Genomic DNA, 14,239 nt, shown 5'->3' on the forward strand with positions numbered 1-14,239 from the left:
GGGAGCTCACATGAGACCCATCCTCGTCCTGATCCTGCTCGCCACCATGCTGGGGGTTCAGCAGCCCGCCACCGCCGTCGCCGAACCCGTGCGGGTCGCGGAGTTCCTCGCCGACTGCCCCTACAGCCACCGGCTGCCCGACGACCCGATCGTCTTCCCCGGGCTGCCCGGCGCCTCCCACATGCACAGCTTCTTCGGCAGCCGCGTCACCAACGCCCACACCACCCTGGCCGACCTGCAGAACGGCGCCACGAACTGCAACCCGTCCGTGGACAAGTCCTCCTACTGGGTGCCGACCCTCTACAACGGCAACACCCCGGTGGAGCCGGTCATCACCTCGTTCTACTACCTGGGCGAAGGGGTGCGTGACGACATCATCGCCCGCACCCAGCCGTATCCCCCCGGGCTGCGCGTCGTGGCCGGCAACGCCCGCGCCACCGGGCCCGACTCCTCGACCATCGCCCGCTGGTCCTGCCTGCACGCCGGCCACGTCGGCGCGTCCAAGGACTTCGTCACCTGCCCGTCCGGCACCATGCTGGAGTCGTACCTGGACTTCCCGCAGTGCTGGAACGGCCGCGACCTCGATTCGCCCGACCACAAGAGCCACATGGCCTACCCCGTCGGCGGCCAGTGCCCCGCCACCCACCCGGTGCCGGTGCCCAAGCTCCGCCAGGTCCTGCGCTACCCGGTGAACGGCGACCCGTCGCGGTTCCGGCTGGCGTCCGGGGGCGGTTCACCATGCACGGCGACTTCTTCAACGCCTGGCCCCCCGCCGAGCTGGAACGCCGTGTCCGCGACTGCATCCGGCCGATCATCAAGTGCGGCCCGGACGGCCGTCCGTAATTTCCCGTTCCGGGCGGGCCTCACGTGAGGCTCGCCCGGTTCTCGGTATTCATTTGAGGATTCCGATGGAATAGTCGGAAGTGGACGAGGCAATACCTGCGGCATTCGGCTGCTTAGGGGTTTGCGATGGTCTCTGCACGGCGACTTCTCGGCCGGCTGGCGTACGGCACCCGCTACGACCGTGTCCCCTGGGGACAGCGCGTCTACGTCCGGCCCGGCGAGCGTCTGATCCGCGAGGCGCAGTGGCGATGGCGCCTGCGCAAGGCGCCCGTCATGCCGCTGGAGGACTACCAGTTCGACCTGCCGCTGCAGGAGATCGAGGAGTTCCTCGGCTGCATGATGTGCGGCGACGAACGGCAGCAGCCGCTCTTCCAGCCCACCGGTGGCGGCAAGTGGCGCTATCGCGTCGTCCGCTGCCCCTCGTGCGGCTTCCTCTACCGCAACCCGAACGTCCGCCCCGAGCGCCTCGGCGATCTCTACGCCACCGGCTACAGCAAGTTCCTCACCGGCAAGTACGCCGCCAACCGGCAACGCCGCTACAACCTCACCATGCAGGCGTTCTCCCCCATCCTGGACGCGGGCGAGGGCAGACGGCTGCTGGACTTCGGCTGCGGCGCCGGCCTCTTCCTGGAGCTCGCCGAGCAGCGCGGCTTCGACGCCTACGGCGTGGACCTCTCGCCCGACTCCGTCTCCCAGGCCAACGCCCGCCTCACCAAGGCCCGCGCGTTCTTCGGCGCCCCCGAGGACGTCCCCGAGATCGCGGGGGGCGGCTTCGACGTCATCACCCTCTGGTCGGTGCTCGCCCACCTGCCCCGGCCGCTGGACGACTTCGCCCGCTTCCGCGAGCTGCTCGCTCCCGGCGGGGTGCTGCTCATCCTCACCGTCAACGCCCGTTCCCTGCTCCTGAAGGCGTACGGCTCGGCGTGGAGCGGCTTCACCAAGAACCACCTGATGTTCTACTCGTCCGACACGCTGCCCACGCTGCTGAGGCGCACCGGGTTCGCCGGGGTCGGCTACGCCCCGCACTACGGCGACACCATCGAGGCCGGCACGTCCCGCCTCCCGGACCCGCTGCGCGAACGCCTGCGCCGCACCGTCGAGGCTACCGACGGCGGGAACATGATGCGGGCCATGGCGTTCGCCGACGACGCGGCGATCTCCCGGTGGGGCGGCGCGCTGAAGGTCGACCGCCTCCGCGACACCCCGGCCTCCGCCCCGCTGGAGTCGGCGGGCCACTGACCGGTAGGTCCTCCTTGTGCCACACTGCCCGTGGGAAAGGGGGACGGGCATGGGCCTGGAGGTCGAGAGCCGGTCGTCCGACTCGCCGTACGTCCAGCGGGTGTGGCGCAGCCGCAGCGACGGCGTCGGGCGGATGACCTCGATCGCGGCGGCCCACTGGGACCTCGTCTTCTGGGAGCACCGGGGCCAGGTCAGCGTCGCCGTCATGGGGCCGGAGACGAAGGCGAGCCCGGCGCCCGTCCCCGAGGACGCCGCGTTCTTCGGGATCAACTTCGCCCTCGGCACGTCGATGCCGCACCTGCCGATCGATCGGCTCGTCGACGGCTCGGCGTCCCTCCCCGGCGCGACGCGCAGGTCGTTCTCCCTGAAGGGGTCCGCCTGGCACCTGCCCGACTGGGACAACGCCGAGGCGTTCGTGGCGCGGATGGTGCGTGAGGGCGTCCTGGACCGCGACCCGATGGTCGACGCGGTGCTGCGCGGCGCCGCCCCGGACGTCTCCGAACGCACGCTCCAGCGGCGTTTCGTGGCGGCGACCGGGCTCACGCGCGGCGCCGTCAGGCAGATCGAACGGGCCCGGCGCGCGGCGGTCCTGATCCAGGAAGGCGTGCCGGTCCACGAGGTGATCGAGCTGCTCGGCTACTTCGACCAGCCGCACCTGGCACGCTCGCTGAGCCGGTACATCGGGCGGACCGCCACCCAGCTGAGCCGCCGGCAGCCGGTGGAGCCGCTGTCGCTTCTGTACAAGACCGACGAGCGGCTTCCCGCTTAGTGTCGTTTCCGCACGGACGACAAGGGGAGCAACCGATGGCTAAGATCGTTTCCAGCTTTTTCATCTCCGTCGACGGCGTGGTCGAGTCGCCGGACCAGTGGCACTTCCCCTACTGGAGCGACGAGATGGGCGCCGTGGTCGAGGCGGGCATGGCGAGCGCGGCGGGGTTCCTGATGGGCCGCACGCTGTACGAGGAGTGGTCCTCCTACTGGACCACGACCGAGGAGGACCAGGAGGTCGCCGCGATGTTCAACGCGGCGCGCAAGTGGGTCGTGTCCAGCACCCTGAAGAAGGCGGAGTGGAACAACACCACGCTGATCACCGGTGACGTGGCGGCCGAGCTGCGCCGCCTCAAGGAGCGGACCGAGGGCGACATCCAGATGTCCGGATCGGCGACGACCGTGCGGTGGCTGCTGGCCAACGGGCTGCTCGACGAGCTGAACCTGCTCGTCCACCCGATCGCCGTCGGCCACGGTCAGCGGCTGTTCGAGAACACCCCGACCCACCCGCTGAAGCTGATCCAGTCCGACACCTTCCAGTCGGGCGTGATCCACGCGAGGTACGCTCCCGCCGCCTCCTAGCCGCGCGGTGAGCCACCGGCCGACGAGCGATCTTCTCGGCGCCGGCTTCCAGTACGCCAGCTCACCTCATGAGCGGCGGCCGCGCTCAGCCGGTCGTCCTCGGCCGGTCGGTGGGCTCGCGGCGGCGTCGGCGTAGCGGCGGGACAGCCGGGCGAAGGCGTCCCTGAGCTCGGCAGGGCCGACGACCTCGATGTCGGCGTCGAACATGCCGACGGCGGCGGCCAGACCGGGCCATGACCACGAGCCCAGGACGAGCCGGCAGCGGTCCGGGCCGAGTTCCTCGACGACCGCGTCTCGGGCGAAGCGGGACACGACGCCGGCGGGCAGGCCGAGGATCACCTCCCCGCGGCAGGGCCAGTCGCCGGGCCCGTCGGCGCCCCGGAACCGCCCGGCCACGAACGCCGCCACGTCACCCCCGGGCAGCTCGCGCGGCGTGAAGCGGGGCCCCGTGGGGGTGCGCGGCACGATCCGGTCGGCCCGGAACGTACGCCAGTCGTCGCGGTCGAGGTCCCAGGCGACGAGGTACCAACGCCCGCGCCGGGCGACGAGGTGGTGGGGCTGCGCCCGGCGTGGCGGGGCCTGCTCGTCCTCGGCCGAAACGTAGTCGAAGCGCAGCACCTCGCGGGCGTGGACGGCGGCGCTGAGCGCCGTGAGCACGCCGCTGTCGACCCGCGCGTCCGGCCGGATCGCGTCGGCGGCGGTCACCCGCAGGGTGTCGATCCGGTGGCGCAGCCGCGCGGGCATGACCTGGCGGACGGTGTTCAGCGCGCGCGCCGCGGCCTCCTCGATCCCGGCCCCCGACGAGGTGGCGATCTGCAGCGCGATCGCCAGCGCGACGGCCTGCTCGTCGTCGAACAGCAACGGCGGCAGCTCCGTGCCCGCGCCGAGCCGGTAACCGCCGTCCGGCCCCTTGACGGCCACGACGGGATAGCCGAGCTCGCGCAGGCGGTCGACGTCACGGCGGACGGTGCGCGGGCTGATGTCCAGCCGCTCCGCCAGCAGCGCCCCCGGCCAGTCGCGCCGCGCCTGGAGAAGTGAGAGCAACGCCAGCAGCCGCGCCGAGGTCTTCCGCATGTTCTCCATGTTGCCCGAAGTAGCGGCCACTCTCTGTCCTCTACTGCTGCGACTGTTGCCCCATGCCGAACAACGACAGCAACGACAGCAACGCCATGACGGCCACCCTCGACGCCGAGCGGGCCGACCTGCTCGCGGAACTCGCCGCCGCGCGATCCGCCCTGACCACCACTGTCCGCGGCCTCACCGACGAGCAGCTCGGCGAGCGCCCGACGGTCAGCGCGCTCTGCCTCGGCGGGCTGATCAAACACGTCGCCACCCTTGAGGAGTCGTGGCTGCGCTTCGCCGTGGACGGCCCGTCGGCGATGCGCTACGACCTGCCCGACGGTGTCACCTGGGCCGACCTGGCCGCCGGCACCGCCCGCGAGATCCCGCAGTGGATGATCGACCATCAGGACGACTTCCGGATGCTCCCCGGCGAGACGCTGACCGGGATCCTCACCCGCTACGAGGAGGTCGCCGCCACCACCGACAAGATCGTCACCACGCTCCCCGACCTGTCGGCGACGCACCCCATGCCGGAGGCGCCCTGGCACGAGCCGGGCGCGGCGCGCAGCGTCCGCCGCGTGCTGCTGCACGTCATCGCCGAGACCGCGCAGCACGCCGGCCACGCCGACCTCATCCGCGAGACCCTCGACGGCCAGAGGTCGACTTGACCATTCGGTGACTCAGCGCTTGACATCGGTTACCGATAGTACGATCGTGACGCCATGGGGCCGCACCCTGAGCGCCGGAGGGCAGCATGGCGATCACCGTCACGTTCGTCGGCAAGAAACCACTTCCGGGAGCCGACACCGGCTACCGGGTCTGGTCCTACATGGTGGATCCCAGCCCGCCGGGAGAGCTTCCCGCCGGGCAACGGATCGCCCTCGGCCTGCCCCGCGACATGGACATCCGGGATCCCGCCGACTTCCCCAACGTTCCCGCACTCGCCAACACGTTCCTGATCCGCGAGACAGGCTCATCCCGTCAGTACGTCGGCCGGATCACCGGCCCGGCGGGGGTCCACCCGATCTCGTTCGTCGCTCCGGCGGCCGAGTCCACCGGCGAGGCGCTGCTGGTCAGGCTGCTGACCGGCCAGTCACCCCTGACGCTGCCCTTCGCCACCTCCCCCGGTGGCCCGCAGGCGCCGGTGCAGGTGCTGCCCACTCCGGTCCACGGCCCGCCGATCTACAGCGGCCGGCCGCTGTCGGAGTTCACCGGCATGCTGCCCTACGCCAGCGAGCTGTTCGGCATCTACCAGCCGCTGGCCGGGTGGTTCGGCATGCAGAACACGCTGCGCCTCGCCCACGGCAGCGCCGACAGCGCACTGGCGAGCCTCGGCCACACGTCGTTCGCCCCCGCCGACGCCGTGCGCACGCTGGACGACGCCGCGCTGGCCGCCCTGGCCGAACGCTTCGACGCCGTGACCCAGGGCGTGCTGTCACCGGTCGGGCTGGTCAACTTCTTCCGCCAGTACTTCTTCGAGTTCGACACCTTCCTCGGCCCGCCGGCCGGGCACCTGTGGCTCAGCCCGGGCGGCACCGTCGAGCTCGTCGAGACCAGCACGCGGCGCACCCTGGTCGAGCGCACGGCCGAGCAGTTCGAGGAGACGACCCGCAAGGTCGAGGAGAGCCTGACCGAGCAGGAGGACATCGCCAACGCGGTCAAGGAGGACAACGCCAACGACACCAAGCTGGGCGTCAGCGCGTCCGGCGGCGCCAACGTCGGCATCTACCACGCCGACGCGAGCGCCAGCTTCAGCGTGGACACCACGGTCAAGCGGTCCTCGGAGGAGACGCACAAGCACTCCCGCACGCAGAGCGCGAAGGTCGCCAGCGAGATCAAGCGCAACTTCAAGACCACGTTCAAGACGGTCACGGAGACGACGGACCTGTCCAGTCGCCGCTACATCGTGCAGAACACCACCGACAAGCTGGTCAACTACGAGCTGCGCCGCAAGATGCGCAAAGTGGGCGTGCAGTTGCAGCACATCGGCGCCCGGCTGTGCTGGCAGGTCTACCTTCCCGCGCCGGGCCGCAACCTGGGCCTGGGAGACCTGGTCCACATCGTCCCCGCGCCCGATCTCACCTCCATCAGGAGGCCGGAGGCGCCGCCGCCGCTCGTGCCCAAGAACACCCAGTTCAACGGCACGTTCCCGATCCGCAAGGTGCGTGACACGCAGGACCCTCCGGAAGCCGACATGGAGTTCGTGCACCACGCCTTCCCGGAGGCCGAGGGGATCTCGAACCACGCCAACACCATCCACGCCGTGGCACGGATGGACTACACGCCGTCGCCGCCCGAGGCCGACTACAAGCTGAAGGAGGCCCGGCTCATCTCCGTCGCGCCCGGCCGGGCGTTCACCGCCGCCGCGACCCGCGTCAATCCGGAGAAGACCGGCTTCGCGGTTTTCACGGGCTTCTTCCACTCCGGCGATCTGAGCCCGATCGGCCTCACCTTCGAACTCATCTGGGATCCGCCGCAGACGAACGCGGCCCACGACCGCTACCAGGAGGAGCTGAAGGTCTACCAGGCCGAGGTGGCCGCGCTGCAGCGCACCGCCTACGCCTCGGCCGTCCGCGATCGGCTCGGCCTGATCAGCGCCATGCGCACCCGGCCGTCGCCGGACCTGCGCACCGAGGAACGCCAGGTGATCTACGGCAGCCTGATCCACAAGCTCAAGCCGTTCGAGCTGTTCGACGACCTCTATCTGGGCTCGGAGCTGCTCCGGCAGATCTTCGACGTGGACGAGATGCTCTATTTCGTCGCACCTGACTACTGGCGGCCCCACACGGTTCCCGAGCCCGAGCCGCCGATCCCCGCCCCGCCCACCATGGGCAGTGTCGGCAAATATCCGGTGCCGGACCCGACCGTGCTCACGGACCGGACCGTGGTCACCTGGTACTCCCACACGGACAAGACGAACGCGATCAATCCGCAGGGCCAGGACACCGAGGAATGGCGCATCAACTACCTCATCACCGAGCAGAGCCAGCCGGCGCCCCTGGGGAGCTCGCTCGGCTGGCTGATCCAGGCCGACGGCGACTCGCGCCGTAACGAGTTCCTCAACGCCGCCTGGGCCAAGGCGGTCCTGCCGGTCCGGCCGGGGCGCGAGCGAGCCGCGCTCGAATGGCTCGAACAGGCGGAGGTCGAAGGGCAGGCCGCGCTCGGCCTCCCCTACCCGTTCCAGGCGGGCGACCCCCCGGAGTACGAGGGCAAGACGGTCGGGCAGGTCCTGGACATCCTCGCGACCCAGTTGCAGGAGTCCAACACGGCCATCGGCAACACCCTGGCCGCGGAGGAGGTCTTCGAGACCGGTTTCGACCCGCTCGACGGCGGCTTCCGCCCGGCGGCCCCGTACGAGGTGTTCGACCAGTGGATCGAGGTGCTGCCGACCGACCAGGTGGTGGCGGTGGAGGTCCAGTACGACCCCAAGACCGGGCAGCAGCTGTGACGACCCCGGCGCCGTGACCCGTGGCTGCCGACTGGCGGATCACCGTCGTCATCGACAACGCGAGCGGCGTGCCGGTCGCGGACGCCCGGCTGACGCGCCGGCTGTGGTCGGGAGGCGCCGTCCAGCTCCTGCCGGAGATCACGATCGGGCCGTCGTTCACCTTCGACGTGCCCGGCGAGACCCGGAACATCGTCTGCGAGCTGCGCCACCGGCGTTACGCGACCCTCGTGATGAACCTGGTGCGCGACCCCGGCGAGACCGGCTGGCGCTGGACGAACGCCACCCGGCGCGTCCGCACCGACGGACAGCAGGTCACCATCGCGGCCACGCTGGGCCGCGTCCGGCCGGCCCCGCTGGGCCATCTGCCCGAGGCCGACCTGACCCAGCGGGCCCAGGCGCTGAAACCCCTGCTGGAGGAGGCGGAGCGGAAGAACGCGGCGGCCCAGGCGCGCAAGCGGAACCCGACGGAGCCGAACTACGTCCCGCTCGACCTCGACCACCGCACCGCTCTCGTCACCCAGGACAGAAGGGCGCACCGAACGCAGGCGGCCATCAGCCGGACGATCAGCGGCTTCCGCCTGGCGGGCCCGGCGCTGCTCTCCGACACTCCGGAAGCGCCCGGGTGGGGGCGCTTCGCCACCACCTCCCACACGATCGACCCGGACCGCGAGGGGCGCTTCCACCTCGTGGAGTACGGGGAGGTGGGCGAGGGGCAGGCAACCGGCCCCCGCTTCGCCATCGGCGTGTGGGTGCCCCACCGCCTGCACCAGCCGAAGACCGCGGCGCTGGACTTCGTCGTCTGGCTGCATCCGCACACGAACAACCGGCTGGCCATGCCGCAGGCCCCCTACCCGTTCCGGCCGCCCTACCCGTACGGCCTCCTCGCCGCCAGGGGCCGCGCGCTGGACGTCGTCGCGACCCAGCGGTTCCTCGACATCCCCGTCTTCCACCTGCTCAGTCAGCATTTCCTCGCCTACCAGCTGGCCGCCGCGCAACGGGACGCGATCATCGTGATCCCGATCGTCCCGTCCAGCCAGTTCGAGCTCTTCGAGGCCCCGGCGTCGCTGATGCGGCTGCTCCGGGAGCTCTGCCTGTGGATGCCCCGCGACTTCCCGAGGGGCGCGGAGGCGACCGTCCACGCGCCCGCGCCGGTGGTCCGCCGGGTCGTGGTCAGCGGGTTCAGCGCCAGCGTGCCGCGCCTGCACACCCTGATGAACGCCGGTATCCCCGACGCGCACTACGCGGCACCGGAATGGTGGGCCTCGCCCCGCGAACGCGGCCTTGACGACGCGGCCGACTTCAGACGGGTGTGGAAGGAGCAGTGGGCCGTCGACGGGATCAGCGGGGGCTTCCAGGCGTACGCCGACGCGGCGGCCACCTGGGTCCAGCAGCAGTCCGACCGGCGGATCCGCATCTACAAGAGCGAGCACACAGGCGGCTGGGACCCGCTGGGCCACCGGAGCGGGGCGTGGGCCGCGCTGGTGAGAGGCGCGAAGCCCGTACGGCGCGAGAGCGGCAAGGTGTGGGCCATGTGGGCCGGTGACCCGCAGGGCCCGTGGCTGGCGGCCTCGTTCGCCAACGCCTTCGTCCTCGGCCCCGGGAGCGGTCCGGAGGCGGCGATCGAGCCCCAGCTTCTGCCGACGGGCGCCCATGAGCTGATGCCCCGCATCTGCTTCGGCCACGCCGCCGCCACGAGCGGCCTGGCCACCGGACGCTAGCGCCGGCGGCCGGCCGGAGGGGCGCCGTCAGGGGAGGCGGTCGAAGACGAAGCCCAGGGAGCCGTTCAGGCGCACCGGTGCGGCCCGCACGCCGAACACCTCCCCGATGAGCTCCGCCGTCAGCACGTCGGCGGGCGGCCCGCCGGCGATGATCCGCCCCGCCGACATCACGTACAGCCGGTCGCAGTACGTCGCCGCCTGGTTGAGGTCGTGCAGCACGGCCAGCGTGCTGACCTCCAGCTCGCGGACCAGGTGCAGGACTTCGAGCTGGTGCCGGATGTCCAGGTGTGAGGTGGGCTCGTCGAGCAGGAGGAGGCCGCTGCGCTGGGCCAGGGCGCGGGCGATGAGCACGCGCTGCTTCTCCCCGCCGGACAGCACCGCGTACCGCCGGTCGGCGGCGTGCGCCATGCCGGTGCGGGTGAGGGCGTCGGCGCAGATGCGTTCGTCGTCGCGGGTGGTGCGGTCGAGGGCGCGTTTGTGCGGGGTGCGGCCCATGTGAACCACTTCGGCGACGGTGAAGTCCAGGTCGTCGGGCGTTTCCTGGGGGACGACGGCGACCCGCCTGGCCGCTTCGCGGGACGGGAGACGGACGAGTTCGTCGCCGTCGACGGCGATGAGGCCGGTGGTGGGGCGCAGCGCGCGGTAGACGGAGCGGAGCAGGGTGGACTTGCCGCAGCCGTTGGGGCCGATGAGGCCGACGAGTTCGCCTTCGCCGACCTCCAGGTCGGCGCCCTGGACGATGGGACGGCCGTCGAGTTCGACGCGGACGCCCGCGACGGTGAGTTTCACGCGCGCCTCCGCAGCAGCCACAGGAAGAACGGCACCCCGAACACGGCGGTCACGATGCTCAGCGCCAGCTCCTGCGGGGCGCTGATGGTCCGCGCGGCCAGGTCGACCAGTTGCAGGAAGACGGCGCCGAGCAGCGCCGTCACGGGCAGCATGCGCCGGTGGTCGGCGCCGACGAGCATGCGGGCGACGTGCGGCACGATGAGGCCGACGAACGCGATCGCCCCCGTGGCCGCGACCATGACGCCGACCAGCAGCGACGTGATGACGAAGAGCTGCGCCCTGAACAGGTGCACCGGGATGCCGAGGGACAGCGCGGTCTCCTCCCCGGCCGTCAGCGCGTTCAGGCCCCGGTGTTGCACGAGGAGCACCGCGAGGCCGACGATCATGACGCCGGCGGGCAGCGGGAGGTTCTCCCAGCGGGCTGCGCCGAGGCTGCCCATCAGCCAGAACAGCACCTGCTGCGCCGCCCGCCCGCTCTGCGCCTGCTGGAGCACGAAGCTGTAGAGCGCCTGGAACAGGTAGGCCAGCGCGACCCCGGCCAGCACCAGCCGGGCCGGGATGAGCCGTCCGCCGCGCTGGGCCAGCGCGTACACGAGGGCGAGGGCGAGCAGCGCGCCGAGGAAGGCGGCGGTCGGCAGCGACAGGCCGCCGAGCACGGTCGGCCCGGCGATGAGCACGACGACGGCGCCGAAGGAGGCCCCGGAGGAGACGCCGAGCAGGAACGGGTCGGCGAGCGGGTTGCGCACGATCGCCTGCAGCACCGCGCCGACGACCGCGAGCCCGGCTCCCACCAGCAGGGCGAGCAGCGCGCGCGGCAGCCGGTACGTCCAGACGATCTGTTCCTGGGCGGCCGTCCAGGTCGGCTCGACGGCGCCGGGGAACACATGGTTCACGATGATCCCCCAGCACTCGGCCACGCCGACGGGCACCGCGCCGATGCCGACCGACAGCAGCGTGGCCACCACGATGGCGGCGACCAGGCCGAGGACGAGCAGGGAGAATCCGGTGCGGCGCGTCACTCCTTGAACGCCTCGGGGTGCAGGTACCGGGCGATCTCGAAGACCGCCATGACGTTGCGGTAGCCGGGATGCGCGGCCGCGGCCGGGACCGGCAGGAACTCCTTGCTCTCGGCGAGCGGGCTGCCCTTGGTCATGCCGAACGCCAGGTCGGCCTTGGCCTTGGCGGCGGGCATGTTCTCGCCGCGCAGGTTGGCGTAGTCGAGCACGAGCAGCGCCTCCGGGTCGGAGGTGGCCACCTTCTCGACGCTGACCTCGGTGTAGTCGGCCTTGATGTCGGCCAGCACGTTGACGCCGCCGGCGAGCGTGATGAGCTGGTTCATGATCCCGGCGCCGCCGTAGGCGTTGACCGGGCCCTCTCCGCCGTCGGTGGCGAGCACGCGCTTGGGCGGCAGGTCCTTGACGCGTTCGCGGACGTCGTCGAGCTTGGCCTGGAGGTCGGCGACGACGGCGTCGGCCCGCTCCTCGACGCCGAAGATCTTGCCGAGGTTGCGCAGGTCGGTGAGGGTGTCCTCGACCTTGAACTCGAGCTGCTCCTGCGGGCTGCACCAGCCGCCCATGATGTAGACGGGCGCCCCGGCGGCGTCCAGCTCCTCGACGGTGGCGTAGCCGCCGGCGGCGTCGAAGCTGGCCATGCTGTTGTCGAGGACGAAGTCGGCGCCCTGCGACAGCATGATCTCCTTCTGCGGCAGCATGATCGTGCCGGAGATCTCCGGGATCGCGGCGTAGTGCTCCTTCTGGCCCGGCAGGAAGCCGTCGGGGCCGAGTTCGGTGAAGTTCGTCCGGGCGGCCACCTTGTCCTGGAGGCCGAGCGCGAGCAGCGTCTCCAGGGCGGGGTGGTAGCCGGTGACGACCTTGGCCGGCGGCTCGTCGAAGGTGAGGGTGCGGCCGCAGTTCTCGATCGTGACGTGCTTGCCGGCGGCTTGGGGCTGCGGGGCAGGCGCCGCGGAGCAGCCCGCCGCCAGGAGCAGCAGACCGGCGAGCCAGTAGCGCATGCTCGGGGACCTTCCAGACTGGTACGGCGCGGCAGGGGCGGGCGAATCCGTCCCTGCCGCATAGCTCGCACTAATCTAGCAATTGCGAACTATTCGCATCTATCGGGGCGTGATCTCCGCCGCCGGGCGTCCGGCGCCCACGAGCCGCTCGTGACCTTGCCGAACCCCCGGCCGTCCGCGCTGATGTAGACGTTGCGGCCGTGGCCGGGTCATTAGAACCGCCCCTTCCTGAACCTGCGCACGAAGATGTGCGTGTGCGAGCGGCTGAGCAGCTCGACCTTCCGGCGGCGCGGGTGCTCGTACATCGTGACCTTGAGGCACTTCAGCGTGACGCGGCGCGGCCCGCGCAGCGCGTCGAACGCGATCGTCTCGGTGTCGAAGCCGCGCCCGTCGTCGATCCCGATGCCGAGCTCGCGCCGGAACTTGAAGGAGCCCGGCGGGTTGAACGGCTTGGTCGCCACGATCGCCCGGTTGGCCTCGAACGGGCAGCGGACCAGCACCCGCACGTCGCTGTCCTGCCGGGGGCGCCGCGGCGTGACCTTGACCCCCGTCCACTCGTCGGTCCAGCGCCGGGGCCCGTGGTCGGCGCGGGCCGCGGCCGGGGCGGCGACCTCGGCTGTCAGGCCGCCGGCCAGGCCGACGGCCAGGACGATTCCCATACCAATGAACAGCCTCATGTTCTCCCCATCATCGGCGCTTTCGGGGGGAGCTGATCAAGTATGAGTTACTCTGAGTAGTGAATCAATCACTCTCCGAGAGGAGTCGCGGTGAACGACGGAAACGTGCTCCGCAGGTGCGCCGAGCGCAACTTCAACGACCTCGACACCGATGGCGACGGCGCCCTCACCAGGAACGACTACCTGGCGCTGGCCGAGCGGCGGTGCGCGACCGCCGGCGTCACCGTCGACAGCCCCATCGGCCGCTCGGTCGCCGAGGCATACCTGAGCACCTGGGAGTCCCACGCCAGGTCCATGGACCTCGACCACGACGAGCACATCACCAAGGAGGAGTACGTCCGGTCCTTCGAGTCGATGGTGCGCAGCGGCACGATGTCGCAGGTGCTCGCGCCGATGTTCCGGGCCACCTTCGACCTGGCCGACCGCGACGGCGACGGCGCCCTGGCCGCCGAGGAGTTCCGCACGCTGTGGAGCCGTCCCGGCGACGACCTGGCGGCGGCCTTCCAGGAGGCCGACGCCGACGGCGACGGCCGCATTACCTACGAGGAGTACGCGGACGTGCGCCGGCGGCTGCTCGTCGGCGAGGCCTGACACACGGGCGGGCCGTCCCCCGTCGGGGGCGGCCCGCTCCGGCGGCGGTCAGGCGCGCGGCAGCGCGAACCAGGTGGCCTTGCCCGTCCGGTCGGGGCTGGTGACGTAGCGCTGCGGATGGCAGCCGTAGAAGCCGTCGGAGAGCGCCGCCACGATGTGCAGGCCGCGCCCCCGCTCGGCGTCCAGGTCGGGGGTGCGCTGGGCGGGCAGCGGCCGGCCGCTGTCCACCACCACGCACACGATCTCCTTCCGGCCGGCGTTCACGGCCAGCTCGTACGGCGCGTCCCCGTACAGCAGCGCGTTCGTGACCAGCTCGCTGGTCATCAGCACCGCGTCGTCGACGAGCCCGGCGGGCAGGCCGAGCCCGGTCAGCAGATCCCGGACGGCGGATCGGGCCTGGCCCACGGCCTGGGCGTCACCGGGCAGCGGCCACGCGTACTGGATGCGGCTCTGCGGAGCTGATCGCAGCATGTCGTCCCTTTCCTCAACCGGGCGGAGGATGCCGTCCCCA

Annotated in this window: 14 protein-coding genes; 8 read left to right on the top strand and 6 right to left on the bottom strand. The window is 71.4% G+C overall.

Annotation, left to right across the window (positions count from 1 at the left end):
* The first annotated feature begins 10 nt into the window (after positions 1-10).
* From ADY59_RS20305 to ADY59_RS20320, 4 genes are all read left to right on the top strand, one after another.
* Entirely contained in the window at positions 11-871 is an 861-nt protein-coding gene (locus ADY59_RS20305; RefSeq protein WP_197093752.1) for a DUF1996 domain-containing protein, read from the top strand.
* A 98-nt stretch (positions 872-969) separates the two neighbouring features.
* Complete coding sequence (locus ADY59_RS20310) at positions 970-2,082, top strand: class I SAM-dependent methyltransferase (protein WP_049564386.1); 1,113 nt, start codon at positions 970-972, stop codon at positions 2,080-2,082.
* Between the two features lie 49 nt (positions 2,083-2,131).
* Positions 2,132-2,851, top strand: coding sequence for a helix-turn-helix domain-containing protein (locus ADY59_RS20315; RefSeq protein ID WP_049564388.1), 720 nt, complete (start codon positions 2,132-2,134; stop codon positions 2,849-2,851).
* Positions 2,852-2,886: 35 nt separating this feature from the next.
* On the top strand, positions 2,887-3,432 hold the full coding sequence (locus ADY59_RS20320; protein ID WP_049564391.1) for a dihydrofolate reductase family protein: 546 nt from the start codon (positions 2,887-2,889) through the stop codon (positions 3,430-3,432).
* A 66-nt stretch (positions 3,433-3,498) separates the two neighbouring features.
* Here the strand turns inward: ADY59_RS20320 and ADY59_RS20325 are convergent, their stop codons facing one another.
* Positions 3,499-4,506 (bottom strand): helix-turn-helix transcriptional regulator, encoded by a 1,008-nt coding sequence (locus ADY59_RS20325; protein WP_082310258.1) that lies wholly within the window; start codon positions 4,504-4,506, stop codon positions 3,499-3,501.
* A gap of 62 nt (positions 4,507-4,568) precedes the next feature.
* Here ADY59_RS20325 and ADY59_RS20330 point away from each other — a divergent pair, with 62 nt between their 5' ends.
* From ADY59_RS20330 to ADY59_RS20340, 3 genes are all read left to right on the top strand, one after another.
* Entirely contained in the window at positions 4,569-5,162 is a 594-nt protein-coding gene (locus ADY59_RS20330) for a DinB family protein (protein ID WP_231618804.1), read from the top strand.
* A gap of 86 nt (positions 5,163-5,248) precedes the next feature.
* Positions 5,249-7,942, top strand: coding sequence for a hypothetical protein (locus ADY59_RS20335; RefSeq protein ID WP_156325615.1), 2,694 nt, complete (start codon positions 5,249-5,251; stop codon positions 7,940-7,942).
* 20 nt (positions 7,943-7,962) lie between these two features.
* A complete protein-coding gene (locus tag ADY59_RS20340) occupies positions 7,963-9,660 on the top strand; it encodes a hypothetical protein (RefSeq protein WP_049564395.1) in 1,698 nt (565 codons plus the stop codon).
* Between the two features lie 27 nt (positions 9,661-9,687).
* Here ADY59_RS20340 and ADY59_RS20345 read toward each other — a convergent pair whose 3' ends face one another.
* The 4 genes from ADY59_RS20345 to ADY59_RS20360 form a co-directional block, all read right to left on the bottom strand.
* A complete protein-coding gene (locus tag ADY59_RS20345; RefSeq protein ID WP_049564397.1) occupies positions 9,688-10,449 on the bottom strand; it encodes an ABC transporter ATP-binding protein in 762 nt (253 codons plus the stop codon).
* Positions 10,446-11,468, bottom strand: coding sequence for a FecCD family ABC transporter permease (locus ADY59_RS20350; protein WP_049564401.1), 1,023 nt, complete (start codon positions 11,466-11,468; stop codon positions 10,446-10,448). The genes ADY59_RS20345 and ADY59_RS20350 overlap by 4 nt, the downstream gene beginning before the upstream one ends.
* A complete protein-coding gene (locus tag ADY59_RS20355; protein WP_049564402.1) occupies positions 11,465-12,460 on the bottom strand; it encodes an ABC transporter substrate-binding protein in 996 nt (331 codons plus the stop codon). The genes ADY59_RS20350 and ADY59_RS20355 overlap by 4 nt, the downstream gene beginning before the upstream one ends.
* Before the next feature lie 212 nt (positions 12,461-12,672).
* Positions 12,673-13,137, bottom strand: a complete 465-nt coding sequence (locus ADY59_RS20360) for a hypothetical protein (RefSeq protein WP_156325616.1) — start codon at positions 13,135-13,137, stop codon at positions 12,673-12,675.
* Positions 13,138-13,227: 90 nt separating this feature from the next.
* Here ADY59_RS20360 and ADY59_RS20365 point away from each other — a divergent pair, with 90 nt between their 5' ends.
* Entirely contained in the window at positions 13,228-13,728 is a 501-nt protein-coding gene (locus ADY59_RS20365; RefSeq protein WP_049564406.1) for an EF-hand domain-containing protein, read from the top strand.
* A gap of 48 nt (positions 13,729-13,776) precedes the next feature.
* On the opposite strand, the gene ADY59_RS20370 is transcribed toward ADY59_RS20365, so the two are convergent.
* Complete coding sequence (locus ADY59_RS20370) at positions 13,777-14,199, bottom strand: ATP-binding protein (protein WP_049564408.1); 423 nt, start codon at positions 14,197-14,199, stop codon at positions 13,777-13,779.
* Between the last annotated feature and the right edge of the window lie 40 nt (positions 14,200-14,239).

It is taken from the genome of Nonomuraea sp. SBT364, assembly GCF_001083785.1.
Classification (GTDB): Bacteria; Actinomycetota; Actinomycetes; order Streptosporangiales; family Streptosporangiaceae; genus Nonomuraea.

Bases quoted from the DNA above. Each gene is read 5' to 3' on its own strand.
- ADY59_RS20305 (WP_197093752.1), top strand. From the start codon at position 11: ATGAGACCCATCCTCGTCCTGATCCTGCTCGCCACCATGCTGGGGGTT.
- ADY59_RS20310 (WP_049564386.1), top strand. From the start codon at position 970: ATGGTCTCTGCACGGCGACTTCTCGGCCGGCTGGCGTACGGCACCCGC.
- ADY59_RS20315 (WP_049564388.1), top strand. From the start codon at position 2,132: ATGGGCCTGGAGGTCGAGAGCCGGTCGTCCGACTCGCCGTACGTCCAG.
- ADY59_RS20320 (WP_049564391.1), top strand. From the start codon at position 2,887: ATGGCTAAGATCGTTTCCAGCTTTTTCATCTCCGTCGACGGCGTGGTC.
- ADY59_RS20325 (WP_082310258.1), bottom strand. From the start codon at position 4,506: ATGCGGAAGACCTCGGCGCGGCTGCTGGCGTTGCTCTCACTTCTCCAG.
- ADY59_RS20330 (WP_231618804.1), top strand. From the start codon at position 4,569: ATGCCGAACAACGACAGCAACGACAGCAACGCCATGACGGCCACCCTC.
- ADY59_RS20335 (WP_156325615.1), top strand. From the start codon at position 5,249: ATGGCGATCACCGTCACGTTCGTCGGCAAGAAACCACTTCCGGGAGCC.
- ADY59_RS20355 (WP_049564402.1), bottom strand. From the start codon at position 12,460: ATGCGCTACTGGCTCGCCGGTCTGCTGCTCCTGGCGGCGGGCTGCTCC.
- ADY59_RS20360 (WP_156325616.1), bottom strand. From the start codon at position 13,137: ATGAGGCTGTTCATTGGTATGGGAATCGTCCTGGCCGTCGGCCTGGCC.
- ADY59_RS20370 (WP_049564408.1), bottom strand. From the start codon at position 14,199: ATGCTGCGATCAGCTCCGCAGAGCCGCATCCAGTACGCGTGGCCGCTG.